The 17230-nt window shown below is 45.9% G+C and carries 13 protein-coding genes and 1 pseudogene; 2 read left to right on the top strand and 12 right to left on the bottom strand.

Annotation, left to right across the window (positions count from 1 at the left end):
* Positions 1–399 precede the first annotated feature (399 nt).
* The 6 genes from AC58QO_RS01340 to AC58QO_RS01315 all read right to left on the bottom strand — a co-directional run bounded on the left by AC58QO_RS01340 (position 400) and on the right by AC58QO_RS01315 (position 8312).
* Positions 400–1236 (bottom strand): Gfo/Idh/MocA family oxidoreductase, encoded by an 837-nt coding sequence (locus AC58QO_RS01340; RefSeq protein ID WP_497263335.1) that lies wholly within the window; start codon positions 1234–1236, stop codon positions 400–402.
* 62 nt (positions 1237–1298) lie between these two features.
* Entirely contained in the window at positions 1299–2831 is a 1533-nt protein-coding gene (locus AC58QO_RS01335) for a type 2 periplasmic-binding domain-containing protein (RefSeq protein ID WP_497263333.1), read from the bottom strand.
* A 112-nt stretch (positions 2832–2943) separates the two neighbouring features.
* A complete protein-coding gene (locus AC58QO_RS01330; protein WP_497263331.1) occupies positions 2944–3864 on the bottom strand; it encodes a carbohydrate ABC transporter permease in 921 nt (306 codons plus the stop codon).
* A gap of 54 nt (positions 3865–3918) precedes the next feature.
* A complete protein-coding gene (locus AC58QO_RS01325; protein WP_497264357.1) occupies positions 3919–4824 on the bottom strand; it encodes an ABC transporter permease in 906 nt (301 codons plus the stop codon).
* A 234-nt stretch (positions 4825–5058) separates the two neighbouring features.
* Positions 5059–6657, bottom strand: coding sequence for a response regulator (locus AC58QO_RS01320; RefSeq protein WP_497263329.1), 1599 nt, complete (start codon positions 6655–6657; stop codon positions 5059–5061).
* 26 nt (positions 6658–6683) lie between these two features.
* A complete protein-coding gene (locus AC58QO_RS01315; protein ID WP_497263327.1) occupies positions 6684–8312 on the bottom strand; it encodes a glycoside hydrolase family 10-like protein in 1629 nt (542 codons plus the stop codon).
* Between the two features lie 227 nt (positions 8313–8539).
* Between AC58QO_RS01315 and AC58QO_RS01310 the strand changes: the two genes are divergently transcribed.
* Positions 8540–9532 (top strand): aldo/keto reductase, encoded by a 993-nt coding sequence (locus tag AC58QO_RS01310; RefSeq protein WP_497263325.1) that lies wholly within the window; start codon positions 8540–8542, stop codon positions 9530–9532.
* Here the strand turns inward: AC58QO_RS01310 and AC58QO_RS01305 are convergent.
* Entirely contained in the window at positions 9527–10363 is an 837-nt protein-coding gene (locus tag AC58QO_RS01305; RefSeq protein WP_497263323.1) for an AraC family transcriptional regulator, read from the bottom strand. The genes AC58QO_RS01310 and AC58QO_RS01305 overlap by 6 nt on opposite strands.
* Positions 10364–10414: 51 nt before the next feature.
* Positions 10415–10911: pseudogene (locus AC58QO_RS01300) on the bottom strand (pentapeptide repeat-containing protein).
* Between the two features lie 208 nt (positions 10912–11119).
* Between AC58QO_RS01300 and AC58QO_RS01295 the strand changes: the two are divergent.
* The gene (locus AC58QO_RS01295; protein ID WP_497263321.1) at positions 11120–11587 is read left to right on the top strand and encodes a DUF2975 domain-containing protein; all 468 of its coding nucleotides are present in this window, start codon (positions 11120–11122) and stop codon (positions 11585–11587) included.
* Positions 11588–11888: 301 nt separating this feature from the next.
* On the opposite strand, the gene AC58QO_RS01290 is transcribed toward AC58QO_RS01295, so the two are convergent.
* From AC58QO_RS01290 to AC58QO_RS01275, 4 genes are read right to left on the bottom strand one after another with little or no spacing between them, the layout of a single operon-like run.
* On the bottom strand, positions 11889–12170 hold the full coding sequence (locus tag AC58QO_RS01290) for a discoidin domain-containing protein (RefSeq protein ID WP_497264356.1): 282 nt from the start codon (positions 12168–12170) through the stop codon (positions 11889–11891).
* Positions 12171–12180: 10 nt separating this feature from the next.
* Entirely contained in the window at positions 12181–15294 is a 3114-nt protein-coding gene (locus AC58QO_RS01285) for a glycosyl hydrolase family 95 catalytic domain-containing protein (protein WP_497263319.1), read from the bottom strand.
* A 40-nt stretch (positions 15295–15334) separates the two neighbouring features.
* Positions 15335–16207 (bottom strand): carbohydrate ABC transporter permease, encoded by an 873-nt coding sequence (locus tag AC58QO_RS01280; protein WP_497263318.1) that lies wholly within the window; start codon positions 16205–16207, stop codon positions 15335–15337.
* 12 nt (positions 16208–16219) lie between these two features.
* Positions 16220–17197: an ABC transporter permease gene (locus AC58QO_RS01275; RefSeq protein WP_497263316.1), complete on the bottom strand. Its 978-nt coding sequence runs from the start codon at positions 17195–17197 to the stop codon at positions 16220–16222.
* Positions 17198–17230: the final 33 nt, after the last annotated feature.

Here is a 17230-nt window from a genome sequence, read left to right as displayed (position 1 = left end):
CACTCGAGTTAGTCGATCTTATTGACGAACTCTACACACTTTGCCACTGTTTCACAGGAGATAGTCGGTTTAACCGACTATCTCCTTTCTATTTGCCACTTCCACACATATATTACTCTTCCCCGCCACCCATTAGTTCGAAATTCCCCAACTAATTTCACCGTCCACACTACCAATCCTCAATTAGTCCGAATTAGCCCAACTAAATCGCTCTAAACGACTACCACCCGCAAAAACTGGGCATTTAGTTCGGTAGAATCGGACTATTCGTGCTATTTCGCATGGAATCCCCGATTTAGTTCGGAAATATCGGACTAACGCCACTCCTGGCGCCTTACACGCCATCCCTGACCAAAAAAAAGATCCGGCTCCTCCCATGCGGAAGGAGCCGGATCTTTTTCATTTCAACTGCAGCCATTGATGAGGCGTCTTCGCCGCCCTCATACCCGCATCTAAAATCGTAGCTATTGCTATCGTTTCCGCTCGTACAACCGGCGGCATACCCGAGTCGAAGAACCCGACTAGATTCTCGATAAAAGCCCCGAAGAAATCCGACTGTATTTGGAGAAACTTCGACGTCCCCGCTTCATAACTGAGTGCCATACTGAACGGACATTCCCAGCCATAGAGGTTGATCATCGCTTGGCGACCATCCCCATACCCAATAAGTAGGGAGGGGGTCTTGTCTGTCCCTGTCCACATCACGCGTCTGACATCCGTCCCCATTAAAGAGACGATCGGCTCCACCTGATGGATGGCATAGTTGTCAAACTTCCCTGGCCCTAAGCAGTTAATAGATTCTATTCCCTGCTTCTCCACACTGCCATACTCTGCTGCAAATCTAAGCGCCGAAGTGGAATACATAGGAGTCTTGTGCTTATCAGCGAGCTCAAACATGCGTAATGCCGCAGCTCGATCAGGAGCAAACGTTTTATCAATATAAGTAGGTTTGCCCGATTGCAATGCTGCACTTGCTAGCTCCTCATGATACTCAGGATGATCCGGCGATAGAACGACCAAATAATCACTCTTCTCTACGACCTCCTCGATGGAGTCCAGCAGCTGGATACCCTTCTTCTGGCTCCATTCCGCATTGCTCAGCTTTCCATCTATGTTGGTCTTCCCATAAGCATAAGCAACCTGCATACGTCCATTCGTTGCCTTATCTATCCAGCCTGGGTATTTCTCCGCGTGCCATTCATCCAGAAAATAATCAATAAATCCGATCTTAGGCATCTATATCTCCGCTCCCTCTATGTATTAAAACCCCCACGGCATAACCGCAGGGGAATTCGATACTACTTCTTATTAGCAGCGTACCATTCATTGGCCGCTTTGGTCATTTCTTCTCCGCCATCTGCTTTCCATTGAGTGACGAATTTGTCATAGTTTTCGAGCGGTTCTGCACCCGTGATGTATTTCAAGAACGTATCTTCCATCAGCTTTTGCAGCTTCAAGTTGTATTTACCGATCGCTTCAAGTGGTGGTGCAAAAGCAAGTGGATCAAGCACAATGCTGCCTTTGGCCGCTTCTTGAATTTTATTAAAGGATTCCGTTAAGATCGGATCTTTGCGTACACGAGCCTGCCAGTAGATTGGGTAATTTTTCTCATCCACACCCGTTAAGAATGTTGAAGCATTGTTGTATTCATCATTGAATTTCGGCAGAATCGGGAAGTAATTGCCGTTTTCCATCTTATAGTGAACGCCTTCTTTACCAATCGCCGCTTCTTTGAAAATATCTTTATCCAGCTTCAGATCCAAATATTTAATAATATCTTCTTTGTTATCGGCCCATTTCGGTATACCCACATACCAGCTGATCCCAGCGCTGCCCATAACTTGGACTTTGCCATCATCCCCTTTGAGGTAAGGGAAGCTGCCAATTTTCGCATTTGGTGAATTTTTCAACAGTGCATTTTGTACAGTTGGCGCGTTAAAGTAAGCGTTTGAAATGATCGCCGCTTTACCGCTCGTAAAGTTCTCTATGACCTTATTCGCTTGATTTAACGACCATTCTTGATCGATCAATTTCTCGGTATACAGCTTTTTCATGAATTCCAAATATTTCTTCATATTCGGATTCTCAATCGAATTCACTAGCTTCCCATTGACATCCTGCCAGCCCGTTGTTGCGCTAGCTTGAACCATCGGAATGCCAAACGTCGGAAGTACCTCAGGAAGAAGTGGACTTTTCCCTCCAGATAGACCCATTACATTTTTCTTTTCTTTCAACGTTTTCAAAACGGTATACAATTCATCACGCGTCGTAGGCGCTTTTAATCCGAGTTCATCCATCCAATCCTGACGGACGATTAGCTGTGTATTAACAATTGTCCCGGATCCCGTTTGCGGAATACCGAAAATTTTACCATTCAGCTTCGCACCGTTCCAAGAAGTCTGTGTGATCACATTCTTCATATTCGTGCCGTATTTGTTGACTAGCTCATCAATCGGCTCAAGCGCGCCAGAGGCAGCAAGCTTAGAATATTGCGGACCGCTAAGCAGCATGTAGGCATATTTTTCTTTGTTCGCCATCAGTAAATTGAGCTTATCATCCGGATTTTCAACAGGCAGCATGTCGTAGGTCACTTTGTAGCCCGTCTTTTCGTTCAGGAACTTCGCCACGACTTCAGTATTCGGATCAAATCGCGCATATTGCAGCAGGGCTTTGAATTCCGGTTTTGGTTTATTGGCTTCTACGGTCGCAACAGGAGCGGTAGATGCAGCCGGCGTAGTGGAACTGCTAGTGGTTTGAGTACTTCCGCCACAAGCCGTAATCGCCGCTACCATCGTTGTGATGGACATGAGAACTAACATTTTTTTTACCATGTAAGAGCCTCCCTATTTTTTCCTTTGAGTATGGATACTGCCATATACCAACTATCATGGAACCATTGTAGAGCTGGCCCACCACCACCCTTCAAAATTTTGTTTGCTAGATCTAGCCCTTTACGGAGCCGACCAAAACACCTTTAACAAAATATTTTTGTAGAAATGGATACACACAAATAATCGGAAGTGTAGCTAGAATGATCGATGCCGCCTGAATCGATTGCGGTGACACGTTCAACGAGGCGTCGACATTTGTCCGCATGAACGTGTCCGTGGAGGAGACGAACAATTCTTTTAAATACAGCTGCAAAGGCTTCAAATCGGCCGAATTGATATAGATCAACGAAGTAAAGTAATCGTTCCAGAACGTTACGGCATAGAACAAAGCGATCGTCGCAAGGACGGGCATGGATAGCGGTAAAATAATGCGTACAAGAATTGTCATGTTGCTGGCGCCATCCATTTTCGCCGATTCCTCAAGGCTGTCAGGCAGACTCTCGAAATAGCTTTTGACAATGAGCATGTTGTACACGTTAATCATGAATGGCAGGAACAGCACAGGCAGCTTATCAATAAGATGAAGCTTATGCATGAGCAGGTATGTCGGGATCAATCCACCGCTGAACAGCATCGTAAACAAATACATAATGATAAAAAATTTACGCCACCGTAATCTCGGCTTAGAAAGCGGATAAGCAGCAAGTGTCGTCATGAACAGCGAAAGGAGTGATCCAACCAAGGTGACCGTAATGGAAATGATGAAGGCACTTAGAAACAAGGAGTTGCTAGCTACATAGGTATAGGTCCCTATTTGAAAATCGATGGGAATGAGATTAACCATCCCCGAAACGACTGCCGCCTCACTACTAAGCGATTTCGCGATGAGATTAATAAATGGAAAGACGGTCGATAAGCCCAATAGTATAAAAAACAGATGATTGATCACTGTAAAAATCTTCTCGCCAAGCGATGAAGGGATGCCCGAAGACTTTCGGGCGAACTTTGGTTGCAGCATGCTTTTGATATTCATAGAAGTTCCTCCTAAAAGCTTTGCTTTAGCAAAACTCGCATCGTAAGCCTAAGCTTACCAAATGCCTCGTCCAAAAAACTTTCGGGCCAAACCGTTGCCCGTTAGGATCAAAATAAACGCGACGACGGATTCGAATACCCCTACTGCGGTGGAGAAGCTATAATCCTGCTCGCCGAGCCCGATTCGATACACATAGGTGCCGATTACGTCTGCGACGTTGTAAACGCTAGGGTTGTACATGACGAGAATTTGTTCTGTTCCAGCCTCCAGCACGTAGCCAAGACGAAGAATAAACATCAGTAAAATAATCGGAATTAAGCCAGGCAATGTGATATGTATGATTTGTTTCCATTTGTTAGCGCCATCTATCTTAGCCGCTTCATACAAACCGGGATCAATACCTGCCAATGCAGCGAGATAGATGATCGTATTCCAGCCCGTTTCCTTCCAGCCTGCCGTCCCAATAAGCACAGAGCGGAATATCTGACTGTCTAGGAAAAAGCGGATGGGCTCACCGCCCATGGCGACAATGATTTTGTTCACGATACCGCCGTTCGTGGAGAGCAGATCAATGAATAATCCGCTGACAATAACCCAGGACAGAAAGTGCGGCAAGTAGACTACGGTTTGCACGCTTCGCTTGAACGCGATGTTTTTCAATTCATTGAGTAAAATAGCAATCACAATCGGGAGTGGGAAAAGAAACAAGATTTTGTAAATGGAAATAAACAACGTATTCTGAAATACCTGCAAGAAACTAGCAGACGAAATCAATTTATCGAAATGCTTCATTCCGACCCATGGACTTGCGGACATCCCATCGAAAATATTGAAATCCTTAAAGGCAATAATAATGCCGTACATCGGTGTGTACTTGAATAGGAGGAGAAACGCGATGCCAGGAAGGAGTGCCAGATATAAATCCCAGTCTTTCCTGACATCGATCAACAGTTGTCGCATATATCTCTTTTTAACATTTTTTTTCTTAGACAGGACAGTTTCCTTCGTAGTGATTGTTTCTCTCAAGGTGCCTCCCCCTTCATACTGTCTTTCTAAACTTAGTGTATCATCCTCCGTTTTAATGCGAATTAGAGGAATATTACTTGTTTTGGTACTTTCATAACTTCTCGATTGGTAAAATGAAAAAACCTCCCCGAGAATACTCGAGAAGGCTGTCGAACGACTCTTTCGTTATCAGTTACGTATTTCCCCAGGCGTGACACCCCAGTATTTACGGAATACTCTTGTAAAATAACTCACATCCCTGTACCCGACGCCAGATGCGGCATCGTACACGCGCGAGCCTTCCAGCAGGATGGCTTTGGCCCGCTCCATTTTCCGTTCCATCACATAGGTGGAAAAGGCTTTCCCTGTTTCCTGTTTGAAAAGACGGCTTAAATAAGATGAATTGACATACATTCTGTCTGCGACAGCGTGCAGCGTCATTTCCTGATCAATTTCATTTTCCACGAGGCTTAAAATGGTCTTAATCATGCCATGGCTCGTCGATTTCCGCCTCTGGCCTGCATAAGCTAAATAAGCTCTTATCATCCGCTGCAGCCAGTTAAAGATTTGTTCCTTCGAAGCCAGCTCCGAATGATTATGAAAATAAACGTAATCCTCCCCAGCTACTTCCCGCACCGGCCAGCCCTGCTTTTGGATCATACCGATAAATAAGCATGTGAAGTATAAGATATGCTCACGTATATCATCTACGGTTTCCGCTTTCGCCATCCCGCCATCCCAAAGAGCTGTTAATGCTTCAATAGCCTTCTCACTATCACTCGTTTCAAGGGCGATTTCCAGCGTTTTCTCCAGGTTAGGCTGGAAGGTGAGCTCCGGCTCTCTCCCTTGCTCCGCTCGATAAGGGATCGCCAGATCATGACCAAGCACGATTCGATCCTGTAGGGCGCGTACCGCTTGAACGTAGAGCTTGTTCATCTCCGTTAAGTCGCCCGTCATACCGCTGATCCCGGCGCTTGCACTAAGCTTCAGGCAGCTTTTTACCGTAAACAGCAGCTTTTCGGTTAATGCATTGATTTTTTGCAGCGCAATTCTCGGCTCGTCATCGCTGGCAAGCTGGAAAATAATGACCGTACAGCCTGCGAAATTGGTAGACACCCAACAGAGCGCCTGCGATAAGGCTTCCTTCACAATACTACTAAGCGAGAATTGGAGCAGCGACATATCTTTCCTGCTGAACCGGCTTTCAGTCTCCGGTATCGGATCCATATCGACAACGGTCACAGCGTACGCAGCATCTTTATGTAAATCCAATTGAAGATCCCGACATCGCTGATCAATCTCCCAGGGCTCATATTTCCCATTTAACAAGCCCTGAAAGAATTCATTGACCAAGTGAGGCAGGTGCTGCTTCCACTTCAGCTTCAACTCGTCCTCGTTATGGCGCTGCTCAAGCTCGCTTTTCAACTTCTCCGCTGCTTCGAGCACCGTCTCCAGAATTTCCTCGTCACCTGCGGGTTTCAACAAATATTTCATAACGCCGAGACCCAGCGCCTCTTGCGCGTAGGTGAAATCATCATGTCCGCTTAATACGATGATTTTCAGCAACGGATCTGCTTGGCGAAGGTGTCTAGCCAACGTAAGTCCATCCATTTCTGGCATTTGCAGATCCAACAGGATGATATCAGGCTTTTTGCGATCAATGATTCGAAGTGCTTCCGCTCCGTTACCTGCTTGACCTACGACCTCGATACCATGCTTATCCCAAGGGATATTGTTGGCTAACGCATTTCTGAGACGGATTTCATCTTCCACAATTAACAGATTCATAAAGGGGACCCCCGCTCGGTTTCACTTCAGTTGATTTGCTTAATCCGTATGTAGTGCAACAGCTCTTGCACCTCTGTTAACGTGTTCGTCAATTGCAGCACGACAGAGGGATGAATCGTCTCATCTGCTCTTGCTTTCAGTATAAATTGCTTGCATGCTGCGACCCTCTCGTCTAGTAGGGCATATAACGCTTCCCCTGCTTCTCTTTGCAAAAGGTCAAGGAACAAGCCCAACCTGTCTACGAGTTCAATCGCCGCTTTCTCCGTAACTGCATTGCGTGGCAAATATACTTGCTCTACATCTATTTTCGCTGCGATGAACAAGGCTTGTATTGCCCGCAGCGGATACATCCCTGTCGAGATCGCGTCGTTTCGCCACGGCCCCAAGCGCAGCGCACGAATCGTGTCATCCGTCGCTTGTCCGAAGGCAAATATGACAGTTCCTTTGTCAATATCACGCGCAGCAAGTACTTGATCTACCGTTTCCTGCGCACCCAACTGAATGTACATCGGATAGATTCCGCTGTAAACCAGATTGCCTGGGAGAAGCTCGTTTTTGTGTAATTGAACGGATGGTCGAACCTCCGAGGCACTAGCATAATAAGCCTGAGGGATAACAACATCAACATGCTGCGACCAGTTGCCAATTTTATCAGACTCTGCCCCCGGTTCAGGTGCAGTCGATACAATTACTTTCGGGCTGATCCGCTTAATCTCCTTGTACAACTCCCCTACAAATTCATCCTCTATTCGCTCAACCCACGCTGACCAAGTGTTCCAAAGCCCAATCTGCTGCTCGGCATGAATCTCGAACGGATCTATGCCATGTTCACTTGCAAATGCAGTGCGTGCATGTGCGCTGAAACAATAGGTATCCTGCCAGTCGTCATGCGTATGTGGAAACCTCATAAAATCCAGGTTGATACCAGCAACTCCGTAAATCGTAATCATCTCTTTTACGATATCTAGTAAATACTTGCGAACAGCTGGATTGGTTATATCGAGCCAAAAGTAACCAGTCCCCTGCTGGGGCATCGGCTTCACGGAATTAGATTGTCTTCGCGAAAGCGCCGACCATTCCGGATAAACTCGAAGTACGGGTCCACCCGTTTGGTCGATTCCGACCATGAACCCATCCAACCAAGCGTGTACAGCGATCCCCCGTTTCTCGCCCTCCTGAACGAAAGCCTCCAACGGATCCCACCCTCGAAAAGCAGGATGCTGCTCCTCTATATGTTTCGCTGCTGCCGTGCAGCTTGGATAAATCGTATATCCCCATAGCCAGGTCTCGAGATACAGCTCATTGAACCCGGCAGCCTTTATGCGATCCAAGGTACGGCTCACTCCCTCACGGCTACGCTCTGTTGGTCGATACCAGACGCCACGTGCTTCCGCTGATCTACTGGGCAGAGACCTAAGATATCCATCCATGGCTTCCCTAGCCGCAAGCAACACCTTGCTCTGGCTTCCCTCAGCGTCGGTCGTCTGCAGCATTTTCGCCTCTTCAAGAAGTTGATCTGCTCTAGCCAAATGTTGTTCTGCCAAGTCAAAAGGAGCGTTAACGAAACTCTCCCAATTCTCCTTCATGATCCTTTTCGAATTGGAAATTTGCTTTTCTATCTGTTCCAAACTATGGGCGATTTCCTGCTCAGTCATAGGTAACACCCCTTCATGTGTTTGGTATAGAAAATATCACATCCAAGCTGCGCTTCATAGGGGACTGTGATTACTTTGTTTGGTAGATTGATGTGGAAAAAGATATGGCAGGTTCGCTTGCCGCTCCTAAACGGACATTAGGACATAAAGTACATCCTTATGAACATTGTCTAATGGATCGAATCTATCTAAAATGTTACTTATTCACATCCATAGGAGGGTTCCAAATGAGTTTTTCAGCTAGTTCATCCAGATATGAGGCTATGACCTATAACCGTAGTGGCCGAAGCGGCCTGAAGCTGCCGGCTATTTCGTTAGGGCTATGGCATAATTTTGGCGGAATTGATACGTTCGAGAATGGCAGAGCGATGCTCAAGAGAGCATTTGATTTAGGGATTACGCATTTTGATTTAGCGAACAATTATGGGCCGCCGCCTGGTTCAGCAGAAGGAATGTTCGGGAAGATGCTCAGAGGAGATTTCGCTGCGTATCGAGATGAAATGATCATTTCGACCAAAGCAGGTTACTATATGTGGCCGGGGCCTTACGGGGAATGGGGTTCCAAGAAGAATCTAATTGCCAGTCTAGATCAAAGCTTGAAACGCATGCAAGTGGATTATGTCGACATCTTTTATCATCACCGACCTGATCCCAATACGCCGCTTGAAGAAACAATGGCTGCCTTGCATCAAATCGTTCAACAAGGCAAAGCGCTTTATGTGGGTATTTCTAACTACAAGCCCGAAGAGACGAAAGAAGCTTCCCGTATTTTGAAACGACTAGGAACGCCTTGTGTTATTCATCAGCCGAGCTATTCGATGATGAACCGTTGGATTGAAGAGGGTCTTCAAGATGTATTGGAAGAAGAAGGCATCGGCTCGATTGCTTTTTCACCCTTATTTAAAGGCATTCTCACTGACCGTTATCTGAACGGTATTGCCCCGGATTCAAGAGCTGCAAGCTCGAGTGTTTTCCTTAAAGAATCAGATATTAATGAAGAAAGAATTGCAAAGGTCAGACAATTAAACGCACTTGCAGCTGAACGTGGTCAAAAAATGTCTCAAATGGCACTAGCCTGGGTGCTGCGTGGTGGTCGTGTGACTTCAGCGTTAATCGGCGCGAGTAAAGTCAGCCAAATTGAAGATGCCGTGGAAGCGTTGAAGGCTCCTGCATTTACGCAAGAAGAGTTAGACAGAATTGATGGGATTCTGAATTCATAGAAGTGCCGGCTTATTCCGAAAATGTTTGGGGGACACGCCCTTTACTCTTTTGAACATTTTGGAGAAGATGAGTTGATCTTGGTATCCAACTGAATTCGCAATTTCTCCGATGGCATAGTTGCTCTTCTCCAGCAATTCACTTGCTTTATTCATCCGATATTGCAAGAGATATTGTTGGGGAGGCAGCCCTGTTGCTTCTTTGAAAATGGCCGAAAAATACTTGCGATCCAGCTTGAGTAGAGAAGCCAGCCCCTCGATCGAAATAGGCTCAGAATAATGAGCATGAATAAACTCCATACTTTGGATCAGATAACTATCCCATTTATTTGGAAGGACATCGCCACTCGAAGAGGCGGGAGCCGCTTCAACGAGGGCAGTCATAAACGCATACAAAATCACTTTGAGCTGTAGATCAGCACTGGTTGCATGGTCATTAGCCTCTGTTAATTGTTCATACATCGTCGGCATGACTTTCCGATCCATCGGAAAAACGGCGTGTTCTGGCGATAATCGTGTTCGAGATAAGATCGATTCCACCTGTGCCCCTTGAAAGCCAATCCACGAATACGTCCACGGCTCTGTCTGATCCGCTTCATAATAGCTAATCACATGCGGGTAGATGAGAAATCCTTGCCCCGGATTCAGCTGATGTGTCTCATTTCCGATACGAACAAGTCCCTTTCCTCTATGAACAAAATGAATCTTGTACATTTCACGGACTCCAGGCCCTACAGCATGGCCGGGCTTACAATCCTCTTTGCCCCAATACAGCAAATGAAGATCCGGATCCTTCCGATATAATTGTTCCTGATTATACTGAAAGACCTTCATGAGTATCCGCCGCCTCCTCTTTACCACTGACATTATACCATAAACGGATGATCAATCTACCTTCGCACCATGGGACAGCGCAAATAAGACGGACTGCTCTCGATCTATTCGCATACCTGTCAGGGTAAATGTTTTGAAATCTACGCCTGCCATTTTCGCCCCTCTTATATCCGTACCCTGAAGCTTAGCTTTTGCTAGTATCGCCATCGACAGATCACAATCTCTTAAATCGGCTTTCTCCAAATTGGCTCCTGAAAAGTCTGCTTCATGAAATTTGACCCCGCGTAAGTCCTGTCTAACTAATCTAAGATGTCTTAAATTTGTGTATGACCAGTCTCCTCGGATAATCGTTATTCCATCCAAATTGGCACTAGCAATGCTCCGCGAAAATCACACGCAATGAATCTACAGTTACTTGTCGTAATCTCCTCTAGTGATCCGTTAGCAAACGAACAATTATTAAATGTACAGCTTATGAGCTCGCCATATCTTAAATCTTGTGTTCCAAAGTTTACGCCGGAATAAGTTTGATTGATTTGTTGAAACATGAGATGCCTCCAAGCCTAGATGTGGTTATTATAATATAGCACACGGCTGTCAAGTACCTGCATAAAGCCGATTGAGAATCAAGATCTATTTTTGTTATGGGATATTTCAATAACAACAATAATATAATAAATAACAACGAAAATTTATTGAATAACGATAAATGATATGCTAGAATCATGATGTAATTAAATAAGTGAGGTGTATGAAATGAATGTTAAACGAGGTTCAACCACTTTCTTAAAGGTAATTATTTTTCTAGCTGGAATTGCAGTGCTTGCTTTGTGTATCTGGTTGCCTGTGATAACCGTTAGAGATGCAAGGGTACATCCAGATACGGCTTACTTCCTAATCCCCTTTTTAGTATGTGCATATGGATTCTGTATTGCGTTTGCTATTGCGTTGTATCAAGCCTATAAACTATTAACCTACATCGAAAAGAACAATGCTTTCTCTGAATTATCCCTTAAGTCTTTGCAGATAATAAAGAAATGTGCTTTTGCAGTCATTTTCCTCCTAATATTAGGAATAGTAACCTTAAGGGTGCTTGCTAGTGTTACAGCTAGTGATGATGCAGCGGGTCCTACATCATTATGTCTAATGGCTATTTTAGCAACTAGTATCTTCGCAGCCGTTGTCGACGTACTTCAAAAGCCATTGAAAAATGCCCTGATATAAAATCGAAAAATGAATGATTAACGGATATGTAAGTCTTAGGATTGTAAGCCAAGCCAAAAATGCAAAAGTGCAACCTTTTCTACCTCACTAATCTTTATATCTAAAATGCGTGCAAAAGTGCAACCATTTCTGCCATTACTCATCATTTTGGCACCTTTTCGGAGCAAAGGTTGCACTTTCTCACTAATTTATCTACTTTTATCCATTTCACCTGAAAATATGTGTATTTTTGCATTTTTGACCATTCAATTCGCACAAACAAAGGAGCTAAGGCGCAAACACGCCTCTAGCTCCCTTTCCATTAATTATATACCTTGAACTCATACGCCGAGGCGCTTCCACCACTATAACTGGAGCCCGCTACGGTAACTCTGACATACCTGTAGGTGCTAGTGAAGGTGTCTGTAGTTAAGCCTTGCGTTGTATTACTCGATCGATCAAGGATGGTCATGTAGGTTACATCGTCATTGCTGCCTTCAATTTTGTAGGCGTATGTCCTTGGGTAGGTCGTGCTGTTATACCAGTAGCTTTCGAGCTTCGTCATCGACATGCTGCTGCCTAGATCAACTTTCCATCCTCTCAGAAAATGCTTTTCATAAATACGTGTAATTTTTATTGATAATCAACGCATTTACTCGCCATTGCAAGCCTTTACAGGTGCGAAATCTAATTCTTACATAACCGTCCTTTCTCTGTGTGATGGGCAGGATCTCGGTAGCATATTCGCCAACCCGAAGTTTTCTCTCCGGACTCCACGTGCTTTGCCCTACGACTTCAACCTCCGTGTAGGACGGCTCCCCTTCGTCGCCTGTTACAAAGAGCACATCATAGCGCCCCTTAGGAAGCTCCACGATAAACGTGGCTTCACACGTTCCGCCGATGGAATCCCTGCGCAGCTCGTCGGGCTCTCCGCGATCCAGCGCAATGAGATCTCTGCTCTCCCATCCGATCCCTGTGTAAGGAGTATACACTGTCGCTGGGGTTATTTTACGAAACGTTTGCCCGAGAACCCCTTCCATATGAACCTGTCTTGGCAGCACACGATGATAATCTTTCTTCAGCAAATGAGAAGCTACCCCAAAATCAAGCCGGTACGCAGCCAGCCTGGATTCCCGGTAATTGCCCGAGTAATAGTCAAAAGTAAAATGGTCCAGCGCTCTATAGTGCTGCGTGTTTTGGTTTTTGCCGAGAAACACTCTCCGGTGGGTGTGGGCTTCATGTACCAAAGGAGTGCTCTTCTTACCCGTTTGACCATCGGAATCTGCGGCATACAGCTCAGGTAAGTAAGATTCCGTGTGCGGATACATGGCGTACTCCACTCCCGGCTCCGTCACAAATGAAAGTTGGTCATTGTCCTGCACAAATTCCACTGCATGCCACGATGAACCCACTTTGCTGGAAACTAGTACTTGTTTGCTCGCATGAAAGGGGTTGCGGATCACAACCTTGTTCCCTGCCTTACTTCGAATCGTAACCCAAGTCGTACGCCCCGCTTTCCGCTCAGCGCTCACTTCAAAAGCGCCTACGGCCAGCAATCCCTGAAAGGAGCAATCGCTCCATTTCTCATATTGCTTTACTCTTGATTCCACCGCATGATCATACAAACCAATCGCCAGTTCCGATTTAGGCTCGCCTGAAGGCAGCGCTGGGAACACCTCGATCACACCGTCATAGCTTTGCAGCAGCATTTCGTTCACCGCTGCCACCATTTCACCCGAAGCCTCCATCATGTGTGGATGGTATAACGGTTCGTTTGTAATGTTGCAGTAGTTCATCCAACGTTCTGTCTCTTCCGCAAACAAGCCGTTGCTCCTGAGCGACAAGTCGATGCCTTGCTCATACAGCAGCCTAAGCGCCGTACTGCCTTTGCCCAATCTTGAGGCGGCACAGGAAAGCCACCCGAACTGAAACATGCCGTATTCCGTGTGGTTTTCCGCATAGCGAAGTGTATTCTCTGCCCTTTTCCTCAACGTTGGCTCACTTTTTTTGTTGATTTCTCCAATCGGATAAATCGGCATAAGCAGCGAAGGATGCCGCAAATGCAAGTCCACAGGTGCCCATTCGGAATCCAGCAGGACATCCCCATAGCCTTTGGAGTTCGCCGTTGGATACGACGCCAAATTGTCTACAAGCTGCTTCCACTTCAGCCGATCCGCCTCATCTTCACCAAGCAACGCATTCGCCTCAATCGCGATTTTCAAAACATATTTAACCGCAGACAGGCTGCAAGTTGAGTTTCGAGTCAAAGGACCCTGCTCCGGCGAAATATCCGGAAAGATCTCATAGCGTCCTGATTCCCCATTCACCTGCAAATAGCCTTCGAAAAAACGAGCAATCTGCTTAAACAGCGGGTACGCCTTTCCGCGCAAAAAATCATGGTCCATACTGTAGCGATAATAGTCCCACACAAATTGCGCACACCAAGGCCAAATGCTCACATACAGCGCATGCGGGTAATCTCCAGCAATGCCTTCCAGACCGTGAAACTGCTTCGACATCTGCGTCGCTAGCTCCACGTAGGATAACAGACCGTCATTGAACGCTTCCGCAACTTCAAGATGATTAGCCGTATAAAGCGGCCAGAACGCCGCTTGAATATTCACGTCCCAATACCACATGCTGCCCCACTTGGTCGGCTGCTTAATATCCCACAACCCGTTCAAGCCGCATGCTTGCTCGCGCATTCTACCGCCTTTTCCGCTGGAGCAAGCGATTGCGTATAAATTGATATACCAGAGTTCTTCAATCATTTTATCTGGCAAGGTGATGGAGGAACGTGACCAGAAGCTGCCCCAATGTGCTTGATGATGGTCTATCTTGAGCTGCACTTGTGACGATGCGTCATCCAGTCTTTTCAGAGCAGTAGGAAGCAGTTCCTTCGTTTCCTCCTCTGTGACCACCGTTGTAAGCAGTGTTATGTTTTTCTCCGTATCCTGGAGGGCAATGTGAAGATGCTCATTGGAAGAACTAGCGACAACGCTCCCTTTCGACCCAATGATCCTCATCATCACAATGAAGGAGAATGAATCATACTGCACCATGTCTTCACCGTCCGGATAAAAGGAACCCAGGTAGTAGAACGAATTCTCACTCCATTGATGATAGGAAACCTGCATATCGACATATCTTCTAACCGGTACAGACATCGCGATCGCTGTCAACAAGGACGTCTTCGACTGATGAATAGAGGTGATGACATAATCGCCATCTTGGGAAATTAACGTACTCACATCAAGCTTCTTCTGATCCTTTTCCACACGCAACTGAACGACAGCCTTCTCCACATCTAGCCCAAGTGAATAATAGTCAGGATCTGTGAGTTCTTTAGAAGGAAAGAGTTCAACTTCACCTGTTGGGTAATGAGAGGTTCCACCGGATGGCTTGCCATATTTTCTATACATACTGTTCGCATTTAACGCATCGCCATATAGCACAACTGGCTCCTGTTCCGGATCTCGATACCTGTCTGCAGCCAACGTGCGCAACTCATCGAATGTCCGTTCATATTGGCGCGTAAAATCCTGGCCTTCCCCATTCCGGTATTTTTTACTGTACCGATGGAGCTTCTGATAATAAACCTCGTAATGATTAAGGGCTAGCGTCAGCTTGTTATCTTCGAAATACGCCATGCCCCCAAAATGACCGTTGCCGATCGGTAAAGCCTCATTCCAGCTGCTCGGAGCATTCTCGAATGTAACGCCTCTCACTCGTATCTCTCCTTCTTATCGTGGTGAACTTGCGCAATTCTTACTCCTTAATCGCACCAATCAACACACCTTGAACAAAATACTTTTGAAGAAACGGATACAAACAAATGATGGGAAGTGTCGATACGATAATCGCCGCATATTTAATCGTTTCTCCGATGGCATACTTGTCATCGCCTCCACCTGCCATCATCGAATCCGTATTGTTAGAGATCAAAATTTCCCGGAGCACGAGCTGGAGAGGGTAGGCTTCCCTATTCCGCAGATAGACCAGCGCGCTAAAGTAGGAATTCCAATGCCCAACCGCATACCACAAAATCATGACAGCAATGACCGGCATCGAAAGCGGAATGACGATTCGAAACAAAATTTTCCAGTCGCCTGCGCCATCCATTCTAGCGGATTCCTCCAGACTGACAGGGATACCTTGAAAAGAAGTACGCATGATAATCATATTGAACGTGTTGATCGCACCAGGAATGAGGATCGCCCACATCGTATTCATCATCCCGAGATCGTTCACGAGCAGGTAGCTCGGGATAAGTCCCCCATGGAACACCATCGTCACGACGATGAAAAACATGATGATATTTTTAAAATACAGATTCGGCCTCGACAATACATAGGCTCCTATCGCTGTCATGAACAGGTTGATCGTTGTACCGAGTACGACATATAGCAGCGTATTCTGATACCCTTTCACGATCATCGGGTTCGCGAAAACCGCTTTGTAGGCGCCTAAATCAAAGCCTGCCGGTTTAAGCATGATACCGCGATGCTGCAGCAAGGATGTCGCATCGCTAACCGAGGCGAATGCCACGTATAAGAACGGATATAGGGTGACCGCGCAAAGCACGAGCATCAACAGAATATTGAAGTAGCCAAATGTTCGTTCCCCACTGGTTAATTTCATGTGCAAATCTCCTTACCACAGTTTGTTCTCGCTGATTCGCTTAACGAAGCTATTGGCGGCAACGATTAGAATAAAGCTGATAACCGAGTTGAACAGCCCGACAGCAGCCGTAAAGCTATAACTTGCTTCTAATACCCCTTTGCGGTACACATAGGTTGAAATGACATCAGCCGTTCCATAGGTCAGTGGATTGTAGAGCAAGAGTACCTTTTCACTGCCGACCGTCAGCATATTGCCCATTTGTAAAATAAACAGAATCACGATCGTCGGCATGATGCCTGGAATTGTGATATGCAGCGTCTGCTTCCAGCGGTTCGCGCCATCCATTTTAGCTGCCTCATACAGCGTCGGATCAATGGTGGCCATTGCCGCCAAATACACGATGGAGCCCCAACCGATCCCTTGCCAGATGCCAGAGGAAACGAATAGGAAACGGAACCAACCTTCCTTTTGCAAGAAATCAATCGGTTCAATGCCAAAGCTGCCGATAATTTGATTAATAAGACCATTGCGGCTTAGAAAGTCAATCATCATCCCCGCCACAACAACGATCGAGATAAAATGCGGCAAATAGGAGATCGACTGCACAACTCTTTTAAACACGCTATGACGGATTTCGTTTAATAATAAAGCCAGAATGATGGCTGCCGGGAAACCGAACAGCAAATCGTAAAGGTTAATTAAGATCGTATTTTTGATCAAACGCCAGAAGTAAATCCCATTAAAGAAACTTTCAAAATGTTTAAATCCAACCCATGAACTTCCCAGAATCCCTTTCGCCGGAGAGAAGTCTTTAAAAGCAATTTGCAATCCGTACATCGGTCCGTAATGAAAAATTAAGTAATATGCGATAACGGGAAGGGCCATCACATAAATCGACCAATGCCGTTTTAAATCCCCACGTATGGTTTCCAGCACAGTCGGATTGCGATAGGGTTTCTTTATATTTACGGCCTGCACGGCCTCAACTGGTGTTTGGCTTTGCCTCATCGTCTCCCTACCCTTTCTTTCCAAGTTTCTATT

It is taken from the genome of Paenibacillus sp. J31R30 (genome assembly GCF_059692115.1).
The sequence above is the reverse complement of the archived record's forward strand: the minus strand, read 5'-3'. Positions and strand labels throughout refer to the sequence as shown.

What these genes read in the sequence shown, in the direction of transcription:
- AC58QO_RS01340 (WP_497263335.1), bottom strand. Translation starts at nt 1,236, where the DNA reads ATGCCTAAGATCGGATTTATTGATTATTTTCTGGATGAATGGCACGCG.
- AC58QO_RS01335 (WP_497263333.1), bottom strand. Translation starts at nt 2,831, where the DNA reads ATGGTAAAAAAAATGTTAGTTCTCATGTCCATCACAACGATGGTAGCG.
- AC58QO_RS01330 (WP_497263331.1), bottom strand. Translation starts at nt 3,864, where the DNA reads ATGAATATCAAAAGCATGCTGCAACCAAAGTTCGCCCGAAAGTCTTCG.
- AC58QO_RS01325 (WP_497264357.1), bottom strand. Translation starts at nt 4,824, where the DNA reads ATGCGACAACTGTTGATCGATGTCAGGAAAGACTGGGATTTATATCTG.
- AC58QO_RS01320 (WP_497263329.1), bottom strand. Translation starts at nt 6,657, where the DNA reads ATGAATCTGTTAATTGTGGAAGATGAAATCCGTCTCAGAAATGCGTTA.
- AC58QO_RS01315 (WP_497263327.1), bottom strand. Translation starts at nt 8,312, where the DNA reads ATGACTGAGCAGGAAATCGCCCATAGTTTGGAACAGATAGAAAAGCAA.
- AC58QO_RS01310 (WP_497263325.1), top strand. Translation starts at nt 8,540, where the DNA reads ATGAGTTTTTCAGCTAGTTCATCCAGATATGAGGCTATGACCTATAAC.
- AC58QO_RS01305 (WP_497263323.1), bottom strand. Translation starts at nt 10,363, where the DNA reads ATGAAGGTCTTTCAGTATAATCAGGAACAATTATATCGGAAGGATCCG.
- AC58QO_RS01295 (WP_497263321.1), top strand. Translation starts at nt 11,120, where the DNA reads ATGAATGTTAAACGAGGTTCAACCACTTTCTTAAAGGTAATTATTTTT.
- AC58QO_RS01280 (WP_497263318.1), bottom strand. Translation starts at nt 16,207, where the DNA reads ATGAAATTAACCAGTGGGGAACGAACATTTGGCTACTTCAATATTCTG.
- AC58QO_RS01275 (WP_497263316.1), bottom strand. Translation starts at nt 17,197, where the DNA reads ATGAGGCAAAGCCAAACACCAGTTGAGGCCGTGCAGGCCGTAAATATA.